Origin of the sequence: Microcosmobacter mediterraneus (assembly GCF_031846265.1) — a bacterium.
GTDB lineage: Bacteria > Bacteroidota > Bacteroidia > Flavobacteriales > Flavobacteriaceae > Microcosmobacter > Microcosmobacter mediterraneus.
Genome location: NZ_JAVRIA010000006.1, coordinates 181,199 through 202,580 on the forward strand (window position 1 = coordinate 181,199; position 21,382 = coordinate 202,580).

General features: G+C 30.4%; 25 protein-coding genes. 7 read left to right on the forward strand and 18 right to left on the reverse strand.

What is annotated here, in order from left to right:
• Positions 1 to 37: 37 nt before the first annotated feature.
• The 3 genes from RM697_RS11425 to RM697_RS11435 form a co-directional block, all read right to left on the reverse strand.
• The gene (locus RM697_RS11425; RefSeq protein WP_311428027.1) at positions 38 to 742 is read right to left on the reverse strand and encodes a Curli production assembly/transport component CsgG; all 705 of its coding nucleotides are present in this window, start codon (positions 740 to 742) and stop codon (positions 38 to 40) included.
• 236 nt (positions 743 to 978) lie between these two features.
• Positions 979 to 1,119, reverse strand: coding sequence for a hypothetical protein (locus RM697_RS11430; RefSeq protein ID WP_311428028.1), 141 nt, complete (start codon positions 1,117 to 1,119; stop codon positions 979 to 981).
• Positions 1,120 to 1,307: 188 nt separating this feature from the next.
• On the reverse strand, positions 1,308 to 3,491 hold the full coding sequence (locus RM697_RS11435) for a glutamine synthetase III family protein (RefSeq protein WP_311428029.1): 2,184 nt from the start codon (positions 3,489 to 3,491) through the stop codon (positions 1,308 to 1,310).
• Between the two features lie 180 nt (positions 3,492 to 3,671).
• Here RM697_RS11435 and RM697_RS11440 point away from each other — a divergent pair, with 180 nt between their 5' ends.
• Positions 3,672 to 4,694 (forward strand): glutamine synthetase beta-grasp domain-containing protein, encoded by a 1,023-nt coding sequence (locus RM697_RS11440; protein WP_311428030.1) that lies wholly within the window; start codon positions 3,672 to 3,674, stop codon positions 4,692 to 4,694.
• Between the two features lie 51 nt (positions 4,695 to 4,745).
• Here RM697_RS11440 and RM697_RS11445 read toward each other — a convergent pair whose 3' ends face one another.
• Positions 4,746 to 5,687 carry a calcium/sodium antiporter gene (locus tag RM697_RS11445; RefSeq protein WP_311428031.1) on the reverse strand — a complete coding sequence of 314 codons (942 nt, stop codon included), beginning with the start codon at positions 5,685 to 5,687 and terminating at the stop codon, positions 4,746 to 4,748.
• Positions 5,688 to 5,859: 172 nt separating this feature from the next.
• Between RM697_RS11445 and RM697_RS11450 the strand changes: the two genes are divergently transcribed.
• Complete coding sequence (locus RM697_RS11450) at positions 5,860 to 6,219, forward strand: BlaI/MecI/CopY family transcriptional regulator (RefSeq protein ID WP_311428032.1); 360 nt, start codon at positions 5,860 to 5,862, stop codon at positions 6,217 to 6,219.
• Between the two features lie 2 nt (positions 6,220 to 6,221).
• On the forward strand, positions 6,222 to 8,534 hold the full coding sequence (locus RM697_RS11455; protein WP_311428033.1) for a M56 family metallopeptidase: 2,313 nt from the start codon (positions 6,222 to 6,224) through the stop codon (positions 8,532 to 8,534).
• Between the two features lie 38 nt (positions 8,535 to 8,572).
• Here RM697_RS11455 and RM697_RS11460 read toward each other — a convergent pair whose 3' ends face one another.
• The 7 genes from RM697_RS11460 to RM697_RS11490 all read right to left on the reverse strand — a co-directional run bounded on the left by RM697_RS11460 (position 8,573) and on the right by RM697_RS11490 (position 12,674).
• Positions 8,573 to 8,746 (reverse strand): type II toxin-antitoxin system antitoxin, encoded by a 174-nt coding sequence (locus tag RM697_RS11460; RefSeq protein ID WP_311428034.1) that lies wholly within the window; start codon positions 8,744 to 8,746, stop codon positions 8,573 to 8,575.
• Positions 8,747 to 8,749: 3 nt separating this feature from the next.
• A complete protein-coding gene (locus RM697_RS11465) occupies positions 8,750 to 9,253 on the reverse strand; it encodes a DUF1648 domain-containing protein (RefSeq protein ID WP_311428035.1) in 504 nt (167 codons plus the stop codon).
• Positions 9,254 to 9,255: 2 nt separating this feature from the next.
• Positions 9,256 to 9,414 carry a DUF4177 domain-containing protein gene (locus RM697_RS11470; protein ID WP_311428036.1) on the reverse strand — a complete coding sequence of 53 codons (159 nt, stop codon included), beginning with the start codon at positions 9,412 to 9,414 and terminating at the stop codon, positions 9,256 to 9,258.
• Positions 9,415 to 9,417: 3 nt separating this feature from the next.
• Positions 9,418 to 9,600, reverse strand: coding sequence for a hypothetical protein (locus RM697_RS11475; protein WP_311428037.1), 183 nt, complete (start codon positions 9,598 to 9,600; stop codon positions 9,418 to 9,420).
• A 3-nt stretch (positions 9,601 to 9,603) separates the two neighbouring features.
• Positions 9,604 to 10,464 carry an SPFH domain-containing protein gene (locus RM697_RS11480; RefSeq protein WP_311428038.1) on the reverse strand — a complete coding sequence of 287 codons (861 nt, stop codon included), beginning with the start codon at positions 10,462 to 10,464 and terminating at the stop codon, positions 9,604 to 9,606.
• 306 nt (positions 10,465 to 10,770) lie between these two features.
• On the reverse strand, positions 10,771 to 11,694 hold the full coding sequence (locus tag RM697_RS11485; RefSeq protein WP_311428039.1) for an alpha/beta hydrolase family protein: 924 nt from the start codon (positions 11,692 to 11,694) through the stop codon (positions 10,771 to 10,773).
• A 374-nt stretch (positions 11,695 to 12,068) separates the two neighbouring features.
• On the reverse strand, positions 12,069 to 12,674 hold the full coding sequence (locus RM697_RS11490; RefSeq protein WP_311428040.1) for an alpha-ketoglutarate-dependent dioxygenase AlkB family protein: 606 nt from the start codon (positions 12,672 to 12,674) through the stop codon (positions 12,069 to 12,071).
• A 31-nt stretch (positions 12,675 to 12,705) separates the two neighbouring features.
• Between RM697_RS11490 and RM697_RS11495 the strand changes: the two genes are divergently transcribed.
• Positions 12,706 to 13,383 (forward strand): M15 family metallopeptidase, encoded by a 678-nt coding sequence (locus tag RM697_RS11495; RefSeq protein WP_311428041.1) that lies wholly within the window; start codon positions 12,706 to 12,708, stop codon positions 13,381 to 13,383.
• Here the strand turns inward: RM697_RS11495 and RM697_RS11500 are convergent, their stop codons facing one another.
• Both RM697_RS11500 and RM697_RS11505 read right to left on the reverse strand, forming a co-directional pair.
• Positions 13,384 to 14,379, reverse strand: coding sequence for a hypothetical protein (locus tag RM697_RS11500; RefSeq protein WP_311428042.1), 996 nt, complete (start codon positions 14,377 to 14,379; stop codon positions 13,384 to 13,386).
• Positions 14,380 to 14,471: 92 nt separating this feature from the next.
• A complete protein-coding gene (locus RM697_RS11505; RefSeq protein ID WP_311428043.1) occupies positions 14,472 to 14,810 on the reverse strand; it encodes a DUF6249 domain-containing protein in 339 nt (112 codons plus the stop codon).
• A gap of 140 nt (positions 14,811 to 14,950) precedes the next feature.
• Between RM697_RS11505 and RM697_RS11510 the strand changes: the two genes are divergently transcribed.
• A complete protein-coding gene (locus RM697_RS11510) occupies positions 14,951 to 15,553 on the forward strand; it encodes an RNA polymerase sigma factor (protein ID WP_311428044.1) in 603 nt (200 codons plus the stop codon).
• Positions 15,522 to 15,932, forward strand: coding sequence for a hypothetical protein (locus RM697_RS11515; RefSeq protein ID WP_311428045.1), 411 nt, complete (start codon positions 15,522 to 15,524; stop codon positions 15,930 to 15,932). The genes RM697_RS11510 and RM697_RS11515 overlap by 32 nt, the downstream gene beginning before the upstream one ends.
• Here the strand turns inward: RM697_RS11515 and RM697_RS11520 are convergent.
• Together RM697_RS11520 and RM697_RS11525 are read right to left on the reverse strand one after the other, a co-directional pair.
• Complete coding sequence (locus tag RM697_RS11520; protein ID WP_311428046.1) at positions 15,929 to 17,257, reverse strand: hypothetical protein; 1,329 nt, start codon at positions 17,255 to 17,257, stop codon at positions 15,929 to 15,931. The genes RM697_RS11515 and RM697_RS11520 overlap by 4 nt on opposite strands.
• Before the next feature lie 42 nt (positions 17,258 to 17,299).
• The gene (locus RM697_RS11525) at positions 17,300 to 18,049 is read right to left on the reverse strand and encodes a hypothetical protein (RefSeq protein WP_311428047.1); all 750 of its coding nucleotides are present in this window, start codon (positions 18,047 to 18,049) and stop codon (positions 17,300 to 17,302) included.
• Between the two features lie 31 nt (positions 18,050 to 18,080).
• Here RM697_RS11525 and RM697_RS11530 point away from each other — a divergent pair, with 31 nt between their 5' ends.
• Entirely contained in the window at positions 18,081 to 19,139 is a 1,059-nt protein-coding gene (locus tag RM697_RS11530) for a hypothetical protein (protein ID WP_311428048.1), read from the forward strand.
• A 230-nt stretch (positions 19,140 to 19,369) separates the two neighbouring features.
• Here RM697_RS11530 and RM697_RS11535 read toward each other — a convergent pair whose 3' ends face one another.
• From RM697_RS11535 to RM697_RS11545, 3 genes are all read right to left on the reverse strand, one after another.
• Positions 19,370 to 19,954: a Crp/Fnr family transcriptional regulator gene (locus RM697_RS11535; protein ID WP_311428049.1), complete on the reverse strand. Its 585-nt coding sequence runs from the start codon at positions 19,952 to 19,954 to the stop codon at positions 19,370 to 19,372.
• Positions 19,955 to 20,106: 152 nt separating this feature from the next.
• Positions 20,107 to 20,853 carry a Tim44 domain-containing protein gene (locus RM697_RS11540; RefSeq protein WP_311428050.1) on the reverse strand — a complete coding sequence of 249 codons (747 nt, stop codon included), beginning with the start codon at positions 20,851 to 20,853 and terminating at the stop codon, positions 20,107 to 20,109.
• A 3-nt stretch (positions 20,854 to 20,856) separates the two neighbouring features.
• On the reverse strand, positions 20,857 to 21,273 hold the full coding sequence (locus tag RM697_RS11545) for a hypothetical protein (protein ID WP_311428051.1): 417 nt from the start codon (positions 21,271 to 21,273) through the stop codon (positions 20,857 to 20,859).
• Positions 21,274 to 21,382: the final 109 nt, after the last annotated feature.

Below are 21,382 nucleotides of genomic sequence, written 5' to 3' on the forward strand. Positions count from 1 at the left end.
TTTTTAGTTGAGGCTTCAAAAATAAGGAATGCTTTAGTTATTTGGTAATTTTTGTAGTGTTAGATGGTGATAATAAGTTAGAATTAATAACTGTTTTTTGATCTCCATAGAGTTTTTCCCTTTTCTTGGAGCCTCCAAAGTAAAATTGAAGACCTAATCCCATTCTAAAAAAGGTATCATCAGAAGCTCCTGCAACAAGACCATCTAATGAATCATCAAACGCATAGTTATAATCTGCAAATACAGAAATACCAAAACCATCATATAAAATAAATTCTAGACCTGTTCCTACTTGAACTTTAGTCGTGGTGTCTTCAAAATAGTTGGTAGCTAAATAACCTCCACCTAAAAATATATAAGGTGTTATGGATTTGTGTGGTAATACCAAATACTCCAAATTAAAATCTATTGACATAAATCCGTTGTTAAACAGGTTATCGTAAGCCAAATTAAATTTATGATATGTTAGGCCTAGATTAAGGTGTGGAGATAAAAACCTTTTGTAACCAGCCTTAAAATAGATTTCGAATAAAGGATCTTCAAAATCCCCATTTATAATAGAACTGCCTATACCAATATCAAAAGAATTTGTTCCTCTTAAGTTATAGAAGTCTAAAAACTTAGCGCTTTTAGTATTGATCTTGGTAGTTTCTTCTACTGTATTCTCTTGAGATTCACTAAAGTTGAACAGTAATAATACAAAAACAATTATTAAAACTTTAGTACTAGATTTTGCTATCATCAATTTAGTTTTAATTATACATTACATGCATAACTAAAGTAAAAAGAAGTTCATTTTCAGCGATTTAAGGGCTGCTAATATAGCAAAATAATTTACTAGACCTAATTAAGCTTAAATTTCTAAACAAAAAAAGACAACATAATGATAAACATTATCTTGTCTTTTAATGAATTTTCTTAAGAAGCTTTCGCAACTTTAAAAAATCAAAAGCCATGACGCTTAGTCTCAAACTAAGTTTAAGACTCAGACTCTAAGGTTTTTTCTACGTTAGCATTAGTATCTTGCGTTAATGTCTTGTCGACTGTATTAGAGTCATCAAGAGATAGCAAAACTGTAGCTAAGACTAGCGCTGCCACGCTTAGCAATAACTTTTTCATTTCACAAAAATTGATTAATAGCATTTCAAACTTACGAAATAAAAGCATGCTATAACTAGCTATGACTGAGTTTGTACTCTTTTTTAACTATAATTTCGATTATGCGTATCTAATGACTGATGAACAACCATTTTTAACCTATCTCTATGAAGCTTTTTACTTACACAAATCAAAGAGTTTTGACTTTTTTATTTGGTAAACAGCAGTTCCCTGTACTTTACTAAAGGCCATAATTCATCATCGATGAGTAATTCTAATTTATCACAATGGTATCGTATTTCTGAAAATAAAGGCTTAACCTTATAACAATAAGCAAGTGATTTCTTTTCTACTTCTACAAGCTTATTGGCCGCTTTTCGTTCATTAATCATTGATGTTACTTTAGAATTTATGCCTTTAATATGGGTAGATATTTCTTTTATTAATTTTAATTGCTCCTCACCTACTTTTTTATAGTCTGCATCAAAAATATCTTTTAAGCCCTTTACATTATCTATTAAAATATTTTGATATTTTACTGCAGTAGGTACAACATGGTTTCTGGCAATATCGCCAAGAACTCTGCTCTCAATTTGAATACGTAGGCCATATTCCTCCATTTCAATCTCGTATCTAGCTTGAGATTCTACTGCATTCATAACATTAAGGTCTTCAAATAACTGTATTGTTGATTTAGAAATTTTAGCTTTTAATGCTTCTGGTGTAGTTTTATTATTACTAATTCCTCGCTTCTTTGCTTCTTTTTTCCAAGCATCACTATAACCATTACCTTCAAAAAGAATATGTTTAGATAGTTTAATATATTCTCTTAAAACATTAAAAATAGCATCATCTTTTTTCATGTCTTTAGTATTCACTAAAGCGTCGACCTCAGACTTAAATTCGATTAATTGCTTAGCAACAATAGTATTAAGAACTGTCATAGAACTTGCACAGTTAGCCTTAGATCCTACAGCTCTAAATTCAAACTTATTTCCAGTAAATGCAAAAGGAGAAGTTCTGTTTCTATCTGTATTATCTAATAATATTTCAGGGATTTTACCAACGACATTTAATTTTAAATCTGTTTTTTCTTGTGGTGATAATTTACCTTTAGTAACAACCTCTAACTCTTGCAAAACTTTAGTTAACTGTGCTCCAATAAATACAGACATAATTGCAGGTGGCGCTTCGTTTGCTCCTAGTCTATGATCATTACTAGCCGAGGCGATAGCAGCTCTTAAAAGCTCTTCATAATCATTAACTGCTTTAATAGTATTTATAAAAAAGGTTAAAAACTGAAGATTACTCATTGGTGTTTTACCAGGACTTAACAAATTCACACCTGTATCTGTAGCTAAGCTCCAGTTATTATGTTTTCCTGAACCGTTAACACCTTCAAATGGTTTCTCATGAAATAAAACTTTAAAATGATGACGCTCGCCAACTTTATCCATAACATCCATTAATAAAGAATTATGATCAACAGCTAAATTAGCTTCATCATAAATAGGAGCAAGCTCAAATTGGTTTGGAGCCACTTCGTTATGGCGAGTTTTTACAGGAATTCCTAAAAGCATACACTCGCGCTCTAAATCTCTCATGTAGGACATGGCTCTATTGGGAATGGTACCAAAGTAATGGTCGTCTAGCTGTTGACCTTTAGCAGCAGAATGACCGATTAAAGTTCTACCTGTCATTACAATATCTGGTCTGGACATCGCAAGAGCCTTATCTATTAAAAAGTATTCTTGTTCCCAGCCTAACGATGCTGTTACTGTTTTTACAGATTTATCAAAATATTTACACACTGCAACTGCTGCTTCATCTACAGCCTGTAGTGCTCTTAATAAAGGTGTTTTATAATCTAGTGCTTCACCAGTATAAGCTACAAAAACTGTGGGAATACAAAGCGTAGAGCCAAAAATAAAAGCAGGAGATGTAGGATCCCAAGCCGTATAACCTCTAGCTTCAAATGTATTTCGTATACCACCACTAGGAAAACTAGATGCATCTGGCTCTTGCTGCACTAATTGTTCACCTTCAAATTTTTCGATAGCACCTCCATCTTTAAGTGGTTCAAAAAAAGCATCATGCTTCTCTGCAGTTGTACCTGTTAACGGCTGAAACCAATGTGTATAATGCGTTGCACCTTTAGATAAAGCCCATTCTTTCATACCAGATGCGATATGATCTGAGGTTAATCTATCAATTTTACGGCCAGATCTAGCATCTTTAATAGCATTGTAAGCAGACTTTGTTAGGTACTGCTTCATGACAGAATCATTAAATACATTTTCAGCAAAATATTTAGAACGCCTTCCATTTTTAGGAATAGAAATTGGCTTTTGCCTTAAAGACGACTTTATAGCGTTGAATCTAAATTTTGACATAACCTTAAAATTTGAAGGTAAAATTACTCATTTTTAATATAAAAATAATTATACCCTATTTTTTTTAGGGTATTAACACCTGTTAATAACATTTTACCCGATTTAACCCTATTTTTTTTGTGGTTATATTCTAATTATTAATATTTGCAATGTGAAATTTAAAAAACTAAACAACACACCATGAGTAAGTCTAAATTAGAATACATATGGTTGGATGGTTATTATCCAACTCAAAACATGAGAAGTAAAACTAAAGTTGAAGAAAACTTTAGTGGTAAAATAGAAGATTGCCCCATTTGGTCGTTTGATGGATCATCTACAAAACAAGCAGAAGGAGGTTCTTCTGATTGTTTATTAAAGCCTGTTGCCATTTATCCTGATCCTGCGAGAAAGGATGGATTTTTAGTAATGACTGAGGTATTAAATGCAGATGGCACACCACATCCTACAAATGCCCGAGCTGGAATTGATGATGATGATAACGACTTTTGGTTTGGTTTTGAACAAGAGTATTTTATAATGGACACAGCGACACAATTACCATTAGGTTTTCCTATTGGTGGTTATCCTGGACCTCAAGGTATGTACTATTGCTCTGTTGGAGGTAAGAACACTCATGGTCGTGATTTTGTAGAAGAGCATGCCGACTTATGCATTGCTGCTGGTCTCAATTTTGAGGGTATTAACCAGGAAGTTGCAAGTGGACAGTGGGAATTTCAATTATTTGCAAAAGGAGCTAAAAGAGCTGGAGATGAAATTTGGGTAGCGCGCTACTTATTAGATCGTCTTACTGAGCAATATGGTTATTACATAGAATACCACCCAAAGCCTGTTAAAGGTGATTGGAATGGGTCTGGAATGCACGCTAATTTCTCTAATACCTTATTAAGAACTTGTGGAAGTCAAGAGGTTTACGAACGTGTCTGCGAAGCATTTAGACCTGTAACTAAAGAGCATATTGCTGTTTATGGACAATATAACGATCAACGTTTAACTGGATTACACGAAACAGCATCTATACATGATTTTAGCTATGGTGTATCAGATAGAGGAGCTTCTATTCGTATCCCAATTATTACTGTAGAAAAAGGCTGGAAAGGTTGGTTAGAAGATAGAAGACCTGCATCTAATGCTGATCCTTACAAAGTAGCTGGACGAATTGTTGAAACTGTAAAAAGCGCCAACGTTACAGCTGAAGTATAATTATTACTTAAGTATAATGTAAATTAACCTGCTAAGTTTAGCAGGTTTTTTTTATCCTCTAAAAACCAAAACAATAAATAAACTATACGCAAACACTAGGATAAATCCTTTATACCTGCTTATTTGATGTTGTCTAGGTAAGAATATCAAAGGAATTAGTATTGCTGAAAAACCTAACATCCAAAAAATATCTCTACTCAAAATTTCTGGAGCAGTAACCGGAATCGTTTTTATAATTGACGTAATACCTAAAACAGAGCCTATATTAAAAATATTAGAGCCTATTAGGTTACCTAAGGACAAGGCTTTCTCTTGTTTTGCTGCAGCAATTACAGACGCTGCTAACTCAGGAACGCTAGTTCCTATAGCAATCATAGTAACAGAAATAACAGCTTCACTAACACCAACGTTTATAGCTATTTTTTTTGCACCATCTACCAACCAATCAGATCCAAAATACAAAGCAAAAGCTCCTATTAATAGCCAAATAATAATTTTAACATTAGAGACTTTTTCTAAAGTATCATCAACAACTTCTTCGGCTCTCTCTTTTCTGGCACTTCTAATCAAAATAAAAAGGAAAATAATTAAAGCGCCTAATAACGCTACACCCTCCATAGGAATTAACTGATTATCGTTCTTTAAAAAATAATATAGTGCTATAGAAAATAGCATCATCACAGGCCAATTCAATCTGTAAAACGATCTGTCTACAGCAATAGATCCAATAAAAGCTGTAATACCTAAAACTAAAGCAATATTAGCAATATTAGAGCCAACAACATTGTTAATTGCAATATCAGGAGAGCCATTAAAAGCAGCATTGATACTAACTAATAACTCTGGTGCAGAAGTTGCAAAGGATACCACTGTTAATCCTATTATCATTTTTGAGATATTAAGTTTAAAAGACAAGGCTACAGATGCTCTGACTAAAAACTCACCTCCTACAACTAAGAGAATAAAACCCAATACCACCCAAAGTATACTCATAAAGTTTTGCTGTTTTTCTGAATTTAAAACAAAGTGCGAAGATAAGATTTACATCTGATTCTTAATAAAAACTAAAATTTTCGTTAAATAACTATATTAATAGTTGTATAACTACAAAAATAGTTATATGTTTGAATTATGATTTTTAAAAATACATTATAAAAATTACAAAATGCAGAAACTTACAAACAAAGAAGAAGAAATCATGCATATTTTATGGAGGTTAGAAAAAGCTTTTGTGAAAGATGTTTTGGCTGAAATAAAAGAAGATAAACCTCATTACAATACTCTATCAACCATTATAAGAAATCTTGAAGAAAAGGGTTATGTTAACTATAATGCATACGGAAAAACACACCAATATTTTCCGATAGTAAAAATGGAAGATTACAAAAAGAATTTCATGAATAATGCCATTGAACACTACTTTAATAACTCTTACAAAAATGTAGTTTCATTTTTTGCTAAAGAAGAAAAAATAAGTGTTGCCGAGTTAAAAGATATTATTAACCTTATTGAGAAAAAGAAATAACTATGGATTATTTAATTAAAGCATCTGCAGTACTTCTTATATTTTTTGTCTGCTATAAATTATTTTTACAAAAAGATACATTTTTTAAGGAAAATAGATGGTTTTTACTTGTAGGTATCTTAGTATCCCTAATTCTGCCAAATATTGCTATACCAGTATATGTAACTTATGTTCCCGAATCTTTAGGCCAATTAATTTACGAGACAGAATTTAATTCTCAACCTCTAGAAGTTGTTGAGCCTAGCTTTTCTATATACTCTATTTTGGTATGGATTTACTGTATTGGACTATCTATTTTTACGATAAAATTTTTATTAGAAATAACATCGCTATCTCATCTTATTAGTACATCTGAAATTACAAAAGAAGGTAGATATAAGTTTACCAAAGTAAAACAACCTATTGCTCCTTTTTCATTCTTTAATTGGATAGTTTTAAACCCAAAACAGTTCTTACCCAAAGAACTTAATCTTATTATTAAGCATGAGAAAGTGCATGTAAGGCAATTGCATTCTGTAGATCTAATTTGCGCACAGTTATTATGCATTGTATTATGGTTTAATCCGTTTGTGTGGTTATATAAAAATGCACTTAATCAAAATCTAGAGTTTATAGCAGATAATGATACGCAACAGACAACTTCTTGCGATACGAGCTATCAAGAACTACTACTGAAGACCAGTATAAAAGGATACAACATATCCATTACAAATAATTTTTACAATTCATTAATTAAAAAAAGAATCGTTATGTTACACAAAAACAAATCCAAACATTATAGCAAACTAAAACTTGCAGCTGTATTACCTCTACTTGCTATATTCCTTATGAGTTTTAACACTAAAAAAATATTTATTGAAGCAGAAAATGGAGATACATTATTCACTGTTTCTGCTGAAACTAATGATAAAAACCTAAAAGACATAGAGAAAGCTTTTAAGAACAAAACAGCTAAATTAAAATTTACTGATCTTGTAAGAAATGATAATGGCAAAATTCAACGCATCTCCATCAACACAAAGTATCCTGATGATAAAAGGTATATAAAGCGTATGACTTTAAATAATAATTTAAAGTCTGAAACTATACAATCATTTAATTTACTTCATAAAGAAGCTGAAGATATCATAGACTTTAATTTTAAACAAGATGATGTCACATCAAACATATCAGCAAATAAAATATCCTTTTCTGGAGCTAATAGCATCAGCACTTTAAAAACACCAAAAACTAAATCTAATCCAATTCTTAGCATTGGAGATACTGAAGTAGTGATAATATCTAAAGATGCTAGTGATAATGATTTATATACTATAAAAGAGCAACTAAAAAAAGAAGGTATTACTATAAGTTTTAAAGGTATAAAACGAAATAAAAAGGGCGAAATTACTGCGATAAAAATAACAGCAAAAAGTGATAATTCTGAAGTTAAGTATTCCTCAAAAGACGATGATGCCATTGAGCCAATTACCATAAAGTTTGGTGAAGATGGTATTTACATTGGTAATAGCAAAAAATCAAAACACAAGGAGGATTATATTTTTATCTCAGGAAAAGGGAAAAGTAAGAACAACACAATATCAATATCCTCAAACCATGAATATGACAACAATAACTCACACGAAGACATTAAAATATCCAACTATAAAAATTATTTATTTGTTAAAGATGGTAAGACCATATCTGTAGATGATTTAGAAAAAATCTATCCTAAACTTGTTGAAACAAACACCATATCAACATTTAATATAGTAAAAGGAAAAAAAGCTCTTGAAGTTTACGGTAAAGATGCCAAAAATGGTGTTGTGGTTATAACTACAGGTGAACCAAGTAAAACTAATTTATCCTTTAACAATAGTGATGAAATTAAAGGTAATATTTGGATTACCAAAGACGGAAAAAAACATAACGTAAAAACCTCAGGTGTTTCTAAAGTAATAATACACTCTGATGATGATCATGATGAAGATGATGATCATGAGGAGGAAATTATTATTATCAATGGAAACGATAATAACAATACTGAGGATATAATTATTAAAGGTGAAGGTACTAATGTTTGGACTACAGAAGATAACGTTACTGTTACTAAAATTGGCAAGGATAAAAAGAATTTCTTCTTTGTATCCTCAGACGATACTGATGGAAAAAATCCATTAATAATAGTTGATGGAAAAGAGATTAAGAAAAAAGATTTAAGCGATATTGATCCAGATACAATTGAGTCTATTACAGTTTTGAAGGATAAAAAAGCCACAGAAAAGTATGGCAAAAAAGGTGAAAATGGAGTTATAGTAATTACTCTAAAAAAGTAAAAAATACTTTTTAAGTACTAAAAAGAGTAACAGTGATGTTACTCTTTTTCTTTTGGTTTTTGTTTTGGCGCTCTTTTGTGCGCTTTTAGATATTGCATAAGCATCCATTCTATTTGTCCATTAGTACTGCGAAATTCATCAGCAGCCCATTTCTCAACAGCCTTTAACATCTCTTCATTTATTCGTAATGCAAATGCTTTTTTCTTTGCCATAACTTAAGACTTATTGAGTTTTTTTTGATAAATGACAAGTACTATAGGTAATATAATACTTGATCCAATAACAATTGGCATAAACATACGACCTAAAGACAATGACGCTCCTTTTGCACTTTCTACAATATGATAGGTTAAGTATAGAAATAAAAGTACGCACAAAAAATTAACAATTCGTAATACTCTTATACTAAACCTATAATTTTTTAAAGCATTATTTTCAGTAATATTAACCATGTAATTATGCGTATGAGGGAACTTTGTTAACACCAACATAAGACCATAAATAAAAGTTGCTAAACCAGGTAATACCCATAAAATTAACTTGGAATTAAATTCTGTAGGCTCACCTTTAATACCAAAACGTGTAGGTATTGAGTCTGGTAATTCCGCATAACTACTAATTACAAAATACCATGTAATAATTAGTAAGGTTAAAGAAAGTAATTCAATAACATAATCAAACGTTTCCAAAGGAATTTGTATTCGAGGTCTTTTAGACATTTCTATCTGTTTTTATCACGTTCAAATACAACACTCGCCCAGCCTTGTCCTATTTGTATAACTTGCCAACCTTCTCTAGCATATTGGTTTAATAAATCTTCAAACTGTTGAAATCTATTTCTAAACCCTAACTTAGGTTGTACTACTTTATATTCTTTCATAATTTAATCGTTATCTGGATCTTCTTTAAAAATAACCAAAGCTAAAACAACTCCTATAATAGTGCCAATGATGGAACCATAAACCGTTCCCATAGCTACATCTCCAAAAACAGCTCCCATGGTTACACCAATACTTGTACCCATTGCACTACCTATAGCAATACTAGATATTTGATTCTTATTCATATTCTAATGACTTAAAGTTCCTGTATTAACTATTGGAGATGCATCTTTGTCTCCACATAAAACCACCATAAGATTACTTACCATAGCTGCTTTACGCTCTTCATCTAAATCTACGATTTGATTTTTGTTAAGCTCTTCTATAGCCATTTCTACCATACTTACAGCACCTTCAACAATTTTATGTCGTGCCGCAACAATTGCAGTAGCTTGCTGACGCTTTAGCATGGCATTAGCAATTTCTTGAGCATACGCTAAGTAACCTATACGTGCTTCTAAAACTTCTATACCAGCTATTCTTAAGCGCTCTTCAATTTCTTTTTCTAGTGCTTCACTTACTTCATTTACGCTAGAACGCAGTGTAATATCCTCATCATGCCCTTCGTCAGCAAAATTGTCGTAAGGATACATACTTGCCAACTTCCTTACTGCAGCATCTGTTTGTACTCTTACAAAATTTTCAAAATTATCTACATCAAAAGCTGCCTTATAAGTGTTGAATACTCTCCAAACTAAAATGGTACTAATCATTACAGGATTACCAAGTTTATCATTAACTTTTAGGCGCTCACTATCAAAATTACTGGCACGTAAAGAAATTTTCTTCTTGGTATAAAACGGATTTACCCAATAAAAGCCATTTTTTTTAATAGTACCAACGTACTTACCAAACAGAAGTAGCACTCTAGAATTATTGGGTTGCACCATAACAAAGCCAAATGCCATAATTAAGGATAATACCACAGTAATTACTGGCCAAGGCGTCTGCCAAACAAATATTGCAGCAATACTTCCAAAAAACGACACTAAAAACACTAACAACATAAAATAGCCATTTGCAGGCACAATACTTTTTTCTTCTTTCATAATCTAAAAATTTAATCGGTTAATCATTATTAATTTAATTTGATATTAAAATGATATCATAAAGATATAATTTATTTCATTAGTGTGCAAATGAAATAGTTTGTTACACTTTTTAAAAAATAAATTTAAAAAAGAGTTTGGCACGTAGTTTGATAAATATTAATTGTAAAGATGATGTCGCTAGAAATGATTAATAGCACTTCAAAATAATTGCGAATATCATATTACACACATTTTGGTTGGTTAGTTAGTGAAAAAGCACCTTAATAAGGTGCTTTTCAATTTTAACATAGTGTGTTTTAAGGCTTATTTATTAATGAATGTAGAAATGACCTTTACCAGCTCTTCAGAAATTGGCCTAAAGGATTCGTTATAAGATTTGGAGTTTTCTAAATTTCCGCCTTTGATAATAAACAACACATGATTCATATCATTTATAATAGCAAGCTCTGCTTTAATATTAGCTGCTTTTAAGAGCTTTGCTTCGGCTACAGAAACTTGTAAATCTTTAGTGCCATTGATTAATAATATTGGTATTTGCAAATCTTTGATAAGTAAAGTTGGTTCATAAGACATCCAATTAATCATAAAAGGTTGTAGATCTTTTCTAAAAAGTGATGCTAAAACTGGAGGGAAATTATCTGTTGTCTCACCTGTTTTAAGTATATCGACCACTTTTTTAGAATCTTCAGCTAATCCTGGTGCTGTTTTAGACACTTGTTCTACAATAACATCTCCAATGTTTTGTCCTGCTCCAGCTAATGAAATAAATCCATCAGCTCTGTCTTTAGCACTAAGCATGCCAACCAAACTACCTTGACTATGACCTAAAACATAAATTTTACTGAATTCTTTAGATGTTTTAAAATATTCAACCACAGAAATAGCATCTGTTACAAAATCATCAAACTTGATATTTGGATCAACATTACCTTGTTGTATTTGCTTTACGATGCGCTTATCATATCTAAAGGTTGCAATTCCATTTAACGTTAAACCTTCTGCTAATTTTTTTAAAGCGTTATTTTTTAAAAAGTTCTGGTTTCCATTTCTATCTATTGGTCCAGAACCTGCAATAATAATTGCTAAAGATTTAGCTTTAGTTTTTGGTAATACTAACGTACCATCAATTAATGTATTTATAGAAATTTCTTTTTCTACAATTGAATCGTTTTGAGTAAAAACAGGACTACTAGAAAACAGTATTAAGACAACAAAAATCTTGTACATGAGATATTTTTTACAAATATAAGGTTAAGTTACACGCTATACACCTAACGAAAATCTATAAAAAATGGTATACTCAAATATATCAACGACATCACACGAAGTTGTATTTCATCGATAAAATACATAATTTCAACTTTAAATGTTAAATTTTAATGTACTTCATCGATAATTATTGTATTTAATCAGGTTAATTAAAATATAATTCTACATTTGAAGTGTACTAAAATTTAGTTTTTAGTTCAATGGATTAATTAATTAATATTTGCCATATGTTGTTGATCTTAGAGACCCTAAATCTACTACGTATATAAAAAAGCAAATAAGAAAAACCGAGATTGAGGGATCTCGGTTTTTTGTTTTTATCATTTGTATTCTTACAAGTTAATTAATTTTCTAAAAGTTAAGTTTACCCTTGGTTTAACCTTTCGTTTTGTTTTAGCAATTTGATGCAACCAGTGCTCTTGCATTTCACCCTTCATTATCAATAAGCTACCATGTTCTAATAATAATTTATGGCGTTCTTGTTTTAATGTTCTGTGCTTAAAATGAAACCAGCGAGATTCTCCTAAACTTAAAGAAGCAATTACTGGATGCTTCCCTAACTCTTTTTCATTATCTGCATGCCAACCATTACTATCATTTCCATCTCTATATAAATTAAGAAGTACTGAGGTAAATGGTTGGCTTGAAATCTCTTCGATGTTATGTTTTAACGCTAATAATACTTTGGTAAATCTATGAGGATGCATTGTAATACCAGAATAACTATAAGGCTTATCTTCAACTCCATAAAGAGCAGTAAGCCTAGGTTGTGCATATGTTTTTCCGAAGATGTTAATATCATCTTGCTGCCAAGGTGTTGTATTAATGAGGTGATTAAAAAGATCGGAAGCTTCTGACTCCTCAATGAATTTAGGTCTATAAATTAAATCGGCATTTGGAAGCTCAAAAACTTCTTGTGCTTTGGCAAATAGAGACATTAGGTAATTTTTTTCCTAAATTAGCTACTCTATGAAGTATATCAAAGTTTTTAGTCTTTGTCTTTTGGTTTTAAGTATTTTGTCTTATAATCAAAACAAACTCCCTGATGGTTTTGTATATGCAAAATCTATGATTAAAGATTTAGATGTAGAATTACGCTACTACTCTACTAACAACTTTGTTGGTGATACTATTACTGGTTACAAATCTAATAGACTTATTTTAACAGAACCTACAGTGGAAGCCTTGCAAAATGTTCAGAACGAGTTACAAAACTTAGGCTATTGCTTAAAGGTATTTGATGGCTACAGACCTCAACGCGCTGTGAATCATTTTATACGTTGGGCAAAAGATTTAAACGATACCATTAATAAGTCTCGTTTTTATCCTGAAGTTGAAAAACGTCATCTTTTTAAAGAAGAATATATTGCCACACGATCTGGTCATAGCAGAGGCAGCACTATAGATTTAACTATTATTGATGGTAATACAGAAGAAGAACTAGATATGGGAAGTGCTTATGATTTTTTTGGTGAACAATCATGGGTGAATTATCAGAATATCTCTGAAACTCAAAAACAGAACAGACAACTACTACAGCGAGTAATGCTTAAGTATGGTTTTAGAAACTACAGTAAAGAATGGTGGCATTTTACATTACGTGGTGAGCCATTTCCTAAAACGTATTTTGATTTTGAAGTGGAGTAATTATTGCTCCTTAAATACCTTATAACTTACACCAATACCATAATTAGTTAATCCTTCATCTAAAAGATTAGACTTAAACCCATTACCTTTTCTAAACTGCTTCCATTCATTATTATTAATAAATACACGTTTTATAAAGGTTCTATCAGAAGTCATCTTATTAGTAAAAGGCAATAATGGTCTAAAATTAGTTGGAATTTTAACCACTCTATTACCAGATTTAATCTCCTTGTACTTTTTATTAGGTAGTAATTTACCATTAGCATCTGTATAACCCAATACTTGCAAAGACACAAAGAATCCCGATTTAGGTACAGTAATATTATAATCCTCTACATTAAGATTATGCATATCACCATCTTTTTCGGTAGCTCTAAATACTATGGTTTCATTAAGTAATGGTTGCCCAGGAACTCCTTTGTTATTATTATAAAACACAACTTTAAATAAGGTTGAAAATTTTCGTTTATCTGCATTAGATCGCTTTCGTTTTTTCCAATCTCTACTCTCTAAAGCCAATGGAAACAAAACACTAGAAATTTGTCGGTCTTTTGTATCTGAATTATTAAATAGCACTGCAATTTCAGACTCTATAGTTGGTAACCAACAATGATAATAATCATCATCTAAATAGGGTTTTAGTTTTTCGGTTTTAAACTTTCTATCTAAAGCAACAGTTATTAATACTTCTGAAAGCTCATCTATTTTGGGAGCTAAAAAAATAACCTCAGGTAAGGATTCTGTAGACAATGCCAATTTAGAATAACCTAATGCAGTAATGAAGATAGAGTCTACATCTGCATATAACTTTTTATTGAATACAAACATACCTTCGTCATCAGCAAAAATACCTTGACCATCACCAAAGGATATAGAAGCATATGAAATCGCATAATTTGCTTCACTATCCTTAATATAATGCTGATTAAAGTCTACAAATTGTGCTACTGAGAAATTACTCAAAGAAAATAATGCAAATACAACTATTCTTTTCAATGCAAACATGGTTTAAATATAGTTTAATTATCTACAATGAAAAAAGCGTTCCATTTCTGAAACGCTTCTTAAAATATTGATTGGTCTAAGTATTAATCTTCTAATGCTTTTCTGGTTTGTGTAAAACCAACATACAAGCCAACTCCTGCCATTAAGAATATCATTGCAGGATAAACTGCATCATCATCTAAATTAGTATAGGTATCTAAAATATTGGCAATAAATACACCTAAACCTATTCCCATTAAAAGGAATGCTATATTAAGTACAATGACTTTCCATGATGATCCTGCGCGTTTACCTATATTAAAAATACTTGCATCTGCTCCTTTTTCTATTAATGCTAAACGCTCTTTGTTTCGGGTTGAAAAGTATAAATAAAATACGCCAAATATTGATCCGAATATAATTGCTAATACTGCTACTTCCATAATTGTTTGTTTTTAATTGATTATTTTAATGTGTTCATAGCTTATGACGACAACCTTTAGATTTAGGTTACAATTTTTTAAAATTATTTTTTTAGACTCTTTGTGTAACCTAATATGAGTATATGTCGTCTTAATTACAAATGACCACCAACGACGACCAATTACATATAGATAAGATCTTATCTGGCGATACAAATGCATTTAGCATTTTAGTAAATCGTTATAAGGATTTGGTGTATACATTAGCTACACGAATGATGAAAAATAAGGAGGAAGCTGAAGAGGTTGCTCAAGACACTTTTATTAAAGCATATAAGTCCTTACCAAAATTTAAAGGTGATTCAAAATTTTCAACTTGGATTTATAAAGTAGCATATAATACAAGTTTAGACAGAATTAAAAAGAATAAAAGAACAGAACAAACGCTTGAAATAAATGAATTTACAGCACACCAAGTTAAAACTATAGACAATGCTTTAGATCATTTAGAAACTGAAGAGCGTAATGCAACCATTAAGCATTGTATAGAATCATTACCGAGTGAAGATAGTTTTTTACTAACTTTATTTTATTTTGAAGAACTATCACTCGATGAAATTGCAAAAATTGTGAAGCTAAAACCTAACAATATTAAAGTGAAGCTTTTTAGAAGTAGAAAAAAATTAGCTACTATTTTAAAGCAACAATTAGATAACGAAACAATAGAAAGTTATGGACAAACATACAGAGCAGCATTTAGATAAGTTAGCGGAAAAAGTTTTAAAGACTCCAAATTTGGAGTCACCTTCGGTAGATTTTACAACTAATATTATGAACTCTATTAACGCTCTACCTCTGAGTAAATCTATTAATTATAAACCTTTGATATCTAAATATGGATGGCTAGCTATTATTATCGTTCTAATCAGCCTTTCTACTTATATTATGCTTAATTCCACAGGAGATTCCACTTGGTTAAAGCGTTTAGATTTAAGCTCTCTTTCTAATACTAAATTTACAGAAGTTGTTTCTGGTTTTACAATTTCTAAGACACTTATTTATGCTATAGGTCTTTTAGGCATTATGTTATTTATTCAAATCCCTATACTAAAACAATATCACAATAAACAGTTTAAAGTTTAGTCTTTAAAATACCAAAATGGAATAGTAGCACGACGCGTTTGTGCTGTATCATTGTCTCTATTAATAAATTCCCTGTTAACTTTGAGTATATGCTTGCCTTTAGGCAAACTATCAACTGCAATATAAGTCTCAAAACCAAATTCTTTAGTAGAGCTTCTGCCTAAAATAAAATCTGTGATATACTCAGTAGAATCTATATAAACGTGGTAGATATCATTAAAAGTTTTAATATAGGCTAGGCGTAAACTATCTCGTTTTCTAAAATTTATTCCATTATTACTAAAAACAACATCAGAGCTAAGTCCTCTAATATCTTTTTCTGGTTTTAATCCAGAATTCAGTTCAAAAATATGATCCTCTACACCTTCATCAAAAACCACAAAAATTTTTAGATAAGGTTGAGTTATAACCTTTGATGGAATGGCAACACGTCTTATAAACTGACCTTTATCTCTATTAATTAAAGCCTCATAATTTCTATCATGCATTCGAGTTTCAGAGGAAGAGTTACCCAAATTTATATAGTTAGATTGTTTGTAAGTAAAACTTGTTGAGATTAAAATAATAAGGTAAATAGGTAATAAAACCCAACTTAAACGCTTTCCAAACTTATTATCTAAAAAGTTATGAACTAATGGTCTGTACAAAAACGATAAGGTAATAAAACTAAAGACCCAATAGATTGGAAAGTAAAATTTGGTTGTCCACTTTTTTTTCTTAAGCCAGCCTTGTGTGACAAAATCTATAAAAGTAAAGAACATACCAAAAACAATAAATACAATTAATACTACACCAATTGGTGTAGATATGGTTTCTCCTAAAACTTGTTCATTTAATATATAATAAGACACTAAAGCTATAGCAGCAATAGTCATTGTAAATGCTAAAACATAAAAAATAAGTAAAAATGAGATAGCAAAAATGATACTACAATAGTTTTCTAATGTTCCTATATATCGATCAAAAGAGCCAATTTTTTTCTTAAGATAATTGGTGAATTTTGGGCTATACTTTAACTCTTCATAATCAATATCTCCAGATACATAACGTAGGCCGAGAGCACCAATCCATAAACCTCTGAGTATTACATGCAGTAGGAGGTTAAAGAGCAGTATATAGCAAGATACTAAGGATACAATTCCAATAATAAAGAGCATAATTTGCTCATTACGTTTAGCCTCTTCAGCAAACAATCCTATAGGATCTATAGCTTGAAATAACCCAAAAATGGCAAATCCAGAAATTAGTAATTCTAATTGCCAACTTTCTTCTTGTAATTTCTGTAGTAGTTTTTTAAAAGCTGGATTATTATAATCTTGACTCATGTAATTTTACGTTATACTGTAGAAGGTAAATTACTTTTTAAATCAACTTCTATCTAATTTAAAATTGTCTAAATCTATATCATCATTTCCAAAATTATCAAAAGGATACTCTAATTGATTTTGAATATTGTAAAGAGATACTAATATAAATTGCGTAAACAACACTACACCATACACAATCCAAGTACTATTATAGCCAACATTTTTAATAACCTCAGGCGAGTAAATTAGCGGAAAAATATAAATGAATACTAAGCAGTAAGCCTTTAAACTTACTGGTGTTCTGTGAATATGTATTGCATTAAGATTCTCAAAAGACTCATGCGTATCTTTCATAAAACGAAAGACCTTATCACGTATCTGTCGTGTAAAAACATCGCTATGATTTAGCATAAATTCATACACTTTATTCATAGCATTATCTACTTTTGAAATATCCTTAATTTTATCAGATAAATGATCGATTGCACTATCATTAATCGTTTTAAGTATGGTATCTACTTCGTCTTTAAACTGATCTACCAACTCTGGTTTAGAGAGTAAAAAATACCGAATTGTACTGAGACTACTTTTAAATTCACTAAGATGCTCAAGTGCATTTTCTCGTCTTCTAAAAGAACCTCTAATGGAAAATACCAATGGGAAGATAATAGCAATACTTAACAAGGTCATATCCACATTAAAATCTATTTTAAAATGGTAGGATAAATAAGTAATGAGTACTGATAACACCAGAACAGTGACTGTTCTAAAGTTTAAGATTGTAAAATACTTATTGATAATAATTTGCAATTGGTTATATTTGATAAAGTTAGCAATTAAAATGAATAAATACTATTTCGTTCTTTCTTTAATCTTGTTATTATGTACTCCAAACATAAATGCACAAACAGAGTTAAAGACTAAAGCTAACACTACAAAAGTACGCCTTTTCTCTAGTAATAATTTACTCCCAATTAAACTAAAATATTCGCGAAAAAACGTAAAAAAAGTAACTAACGATACTACTTATATGGAGTCTGAGTTAAGTTACAAAACAGCAGATAGTGCATGGAAATCCTTACCAATAAAATTAAAAGTTAGAGGTAATTTTAGAAAAAAAGCTTGCTATTTCACGCCTTTAAAACTTAAAATTAAAAAGAGTGATGCTAAAACAACACTCTTTAAAGGTGAAAAAAAATTAAAACTTGTTTTACCATGTAAGAAAGAAAAAGCCATGAATGATAATGTGGTTAAGGAGTATTTAGCATATAAAATTTATGAGATTATATCACCAATACATTTTAAAACACGGCTTTTAGATATTGAATATGAAGATGTGAAGAAGAAAAAATCTGACTTTCATAATATCAAAGGATTTGTTATTGAAGATGATGAATCTGTTGCTAAGCGCTTTGAAGGTAATGTGGTTAATAGATCTATTTATCCTAATGGACAAGATGCTTTTGAAGCTCTAAAAACAGAACTATTTCAGTTTATGATTGGTAATACTGATTTCTCTGCAACATATCAACATAATGTAAAGATGATGGTAATTGATAAAAAATACGTTCCTGTTCCTTATGATTTCGATATGTCTGGCTTGGTCAATTGTTCTTATGCAGTAGTCTCAGATTCAAGATCATATAAACTACCAATTACAAGTGTAAGAGAACGATTATTTTTAGGCTACAAAAGAGATGCTGAAGTATTTAATACTGTAAGACAACTATTTAAAGCTAAAAAAGCAGAGGTCTTAACAATGCTTCAAGACCATGAAATATTCTTTAAAAATGAAACAGCATTTAAAGTTACTAAAGAATATATTGTAGAGTTTTACAAAATCTTGGAAAACGAAGCTAAATTTAAAAAGTACATCTTAGATGCTGCAAGAAATATGTAATATTGTTTTCTGAAATGCTTAATCTTATTTTAATTATTTTACTATTCTCTTTTTACCAAACCTATTTTTAGACTAATAAGACAAAATACTCCAAAGGATTCTAATAATGTAAAAAAGCGCATGTACAGAATACAATGCGCTTTTTAGCTATTAATTATTAGGGATAGATTTATTTTGTGTAACAAATTTATAAGTTTTGAAGCAGTTAAAAATTGATCTATGGTAATAAACTAATCTTTAAGCAGTTCTTTTCTAATTCTACTCAAACTTTCTGTCGTAATACCTAGATAAGATGCGATATGATAATTTTTAACGCTTTTATGTATGTTAGGATAAGTATTTATAAATAACAAGTAACGTTCTTTTGCAGACTTTGAGATATCTGATAACACACGTTTTTGAAAAGCAGCAAAGGCCTTCTCTAATTTAACCCTAAAAAAGTGTTCAATTTTTGGGATTTTGGCATACAAGTACTCTTTATTTTTCTCTGTTATTTTATAAAGTATAGCATCTTGTATGACTTCTATAGTCATCGTTGCTTTAGATCCTGTAAAAAATGCCGTATAATCACTCATCCACCAATCTTTAATACCAAATTGAACTGTAAATTCTTTACCTTCAGAATTTATATAATACGATCTTAAACAACCTTCTAAAATATAGTATTGCTCATTAACACTGTCTCCTGCATTAAGAAGAATAGTCCCTTTTTTAACATTTAGCTTATGAAAAACAGATGTAATAATCTCTATTTCGTCTTCGGTAAAAACAATGTCTTTAAATATCTCTTTTATTTTAGAATTATCAGAGCGCACTAGTAAACTTTTATTAGTGTTAAGATAACTATAAACTCTAAATACGTGAAGTAACTTCGATAATAGAATTAAAAATTAGATGATGTCTACCATTAACAAGAAAAAAGCCACTTCAAGTTTTGAAATGGCTTTTATTTTAGTTTAAAAAACGGTTATTGGCTATTGCGAACTGAATTTGATGCTCCTGTAAGTTTTAACTCTGGAATAACATTTTTCATTTTTGCAAAAGCTAAACTCAATTTACCTTCTCTAATATCATCTAGTAACCATTTGCCTTCAGTGTATTCCATGATCCATATATGTTCTTCACCTCCATATACATTTTTTCCTTCAACTATTTTTCCGGTATCTCTATTGATAAGATAATCTTTAATATTAGCTGTAATAATGAACGCTATCTTTGAACCTTCAAAATTCTCTTCATCCGTAATTTCTGCATATACAGGTTTTATACTATTAATTTTATCTAGCTTACAAATGTTCTTTAAATTTTCGCGTTTCCAGCGATCTATATGAACTTGTTGTTGATTTTGCCAATACCAATGATTTACATACTCAGAGACCTCTTTCATATTCTCTTTATCCCAAGCTTCATAAACTCTTGTAAAAACATTATAAACATTTTTTTGAAGGTTTAACCATGAGAAATCTCTATTAATTAATCCAATAGCATTAAGCTGCTTTTTAGTTTTTCTGATAGCAAAGAATTCAACAGTGTATGTATAGACTATTAAAGGAAAGAAAATAATACATAGTGCAAATAATAATAGTTTTCCCCACCATGTTTTAAACAATCCTTTTACAACAGAGCCTCCTGGTCCTGCGTATACTGGATCTATGTAAAACAAGAATCCTATGATTAATATGGTAAGGAGTACTTTTTTATGATGTGGCTTCATAATTTATAGGTGTTTTAAAATTCTTAGTAATGAAAATGCACTGATAAATATAAGAATTGCTAATATTCTGGCTTCTTTGGCTGACATCATTCTTGGTTTCAACCATATTAAACTAGTTAAGATAAATACTAAAGCTAATCCGTATAAAAAGTATTCCTCACTTGTCTCTTTAACATGCGTAATACCAGTTTTAATAGAGGTAACAGTTGAAATTTCTTTAGAGAAAAAGGAGACGTTAACTAGGACTTCTTCTCCTTCCATTAAATGATCAAAGACTTCTTTATTAAATTGATCGTTTAAATTTTCGAAATATATGTTATAGGTTGTTGTGCCAAACCTCGCTCTATAACTTTCATCTTTAGAAACTACTGTTGTTTGTATCTCTTTTTCTGGCAATACCAACTCTGAGAGTATTAGCAATCCTGTTATAAAAAGGAATGAACACTAATATTTTTATGAGCTTAGCGTATTTAGATAAATCGAATTTCATAGTTTTTAAGGTATAAAAATTATTTGTAAAATTTGAAAC

Excerpts from the sequence above, each read along its gene's own strand:
- RM697_RS11425 (WP_311428027.1), bottom strand. The coding sequence starts at position 742 with ATGATAGCAAAATCTAGTACTAAAGTTTTAATAATTGTTTTTGTATTA.
- RM697_RS11430 (WP_311428028.1), bottom strand. The coding sequence starts at position 1,119 with ATGAAAAAGTTATTGCTAAGCGTGGCAGCGCTAGTCTTAGCTACAGTT.
- RM697_RS11435 (WP_311428029.1), bottom strand. The coding sequence starts at position 3,491 with ATGTCAAAATTTAGATTCAACGCTATAAAGTCGTCTTTAAGGCAAAAG.
- RM697_RS11440 (WP_311428030.1), top strand. The coding sequence starts at position 3,672 with ATGAGTAAGTCTAAATTAGAATACATATGGTTGGATGGTTATTATCCA.
- RM697_RS11445 (WP_311428031.1), bottom strand. The coding sequence starts at position 5,687 with ATGAGTATACTTTGGGTGGTATTGGGTTTTATTCTCTTAGTTGTAGGA.
- RM697_RS11450 (WP_311428032.1), top strand. The coding sequence starts at position 5,860 with ATGCAGAAACTTACAAACAAAGAAGAAGAAATCATGCATATTTTATGG.
- RM697_RS11455 (WP_311428033.1), top strand. The coding sequence starts at position 6,222 with ATGGATTATTTAATTAAAGCATCTGCAGTACTTCTTATATTTTTTGTC.
- RM697_RS11460 (WP_311428034.1), bottom strand. The coding sequence starts at position 8,746 with ATGGCAAAGAAAAAAGCATTTGCATTACGAATAAATGAAGAGATGTTA.
- RM697_RS11465 (WP_311428035.1), bottom strand. The coding sequence starts at position 9,253 with ATGTCTAAAAGACCTCGAATACAAATTCCTTTGGAAACGTTTGATTAT.
- RM697_RS11470 (WP_311428036.1), bottom strand. The coding sequence starts at position 9,414 with ATGAAAGAATATAAAGTAGTACAACCTAAGTTAGGGTTTAGAAATAGA.
- RM697_RS11475 (WP_311428037.1), bottom strand. The coding sequence starts at position 9,600 with ATGAATAAGAATCAAATATCTAGTATTGCTATAGGTAGTGCAATGGGT.
- RM697_RS11480 (WP_311428038.1), bottom strand. The coding sequence starts at position 10,464 with ATGAAAGAAGAAAAAAGTATTGTGCCTGCAAATGGCTATTTTATGTTG.
- RM697_RS11485 (WP_311428039.1), bottom strand. The coding sequence starts at position 11,694 with ATGTACAAGATTTTTGTTGTCTTAATACTGTTTTCTAGTAGTCCTGTT.
- RM697_RS11490 (WP_311428040.1), bottom strand. The coding sequence starts at position 12,674 with ATGTCTCTATTTGCCAAAGCACAAGAAGTTTTTGAGCTTCCAAATGCC.
- RM697_RS11495 (WP_311428041.1), top strand. The coding sequence starts at position 12,706 with ATGAAGTATATCAAAGTTTTTAGTCTTTGTCTTTTGGTTTTAAGTATT.
- RM697_RS11505 (WP_311428043.1), bottom strand. The coding sequence starts at position 14,810 with ATGGAAGTAGCAGTATTAGCAATTATATTCGGATCAATATTTGGCGTA.
- RM697_RS11510 (WP_311428044.1), top strand. The coding sequence starts at position 14,951 with ATGACCACCAACGACGACCAATTACATATAGATAAGATCTTATCTGGC.
- RM697_RS11515 (WP_311428045.1), top strand. The coding sequence starts at position 15,522 with ATGGACAAACATACAGAGCAGCATTTAGATAAGTTAGCGGAAAAAGTT.
- RM697_RS11520 (WP_311428046.1), bottom strand. The coding sequence starts at position 17,257 with ATGAGTCAAGATTATAATAATCCAGCTTTTAAAAAACTACTACAGAAA.
- RM697_RS11530 (WP_311428048.1), top strand. The coding sequence starts at position 18,081 with ATGAATAAATACTATTTCGTTCTTTCTTTAATCTTGTTATTATGTACT.
- RM697_RS11540 (WP_311428050.1), bottom strand. The coding sequence starts at position 20,853 with ATGAAGCCACATCATAAAAAAGTACTCCTTACCATATTAATCATAGGA.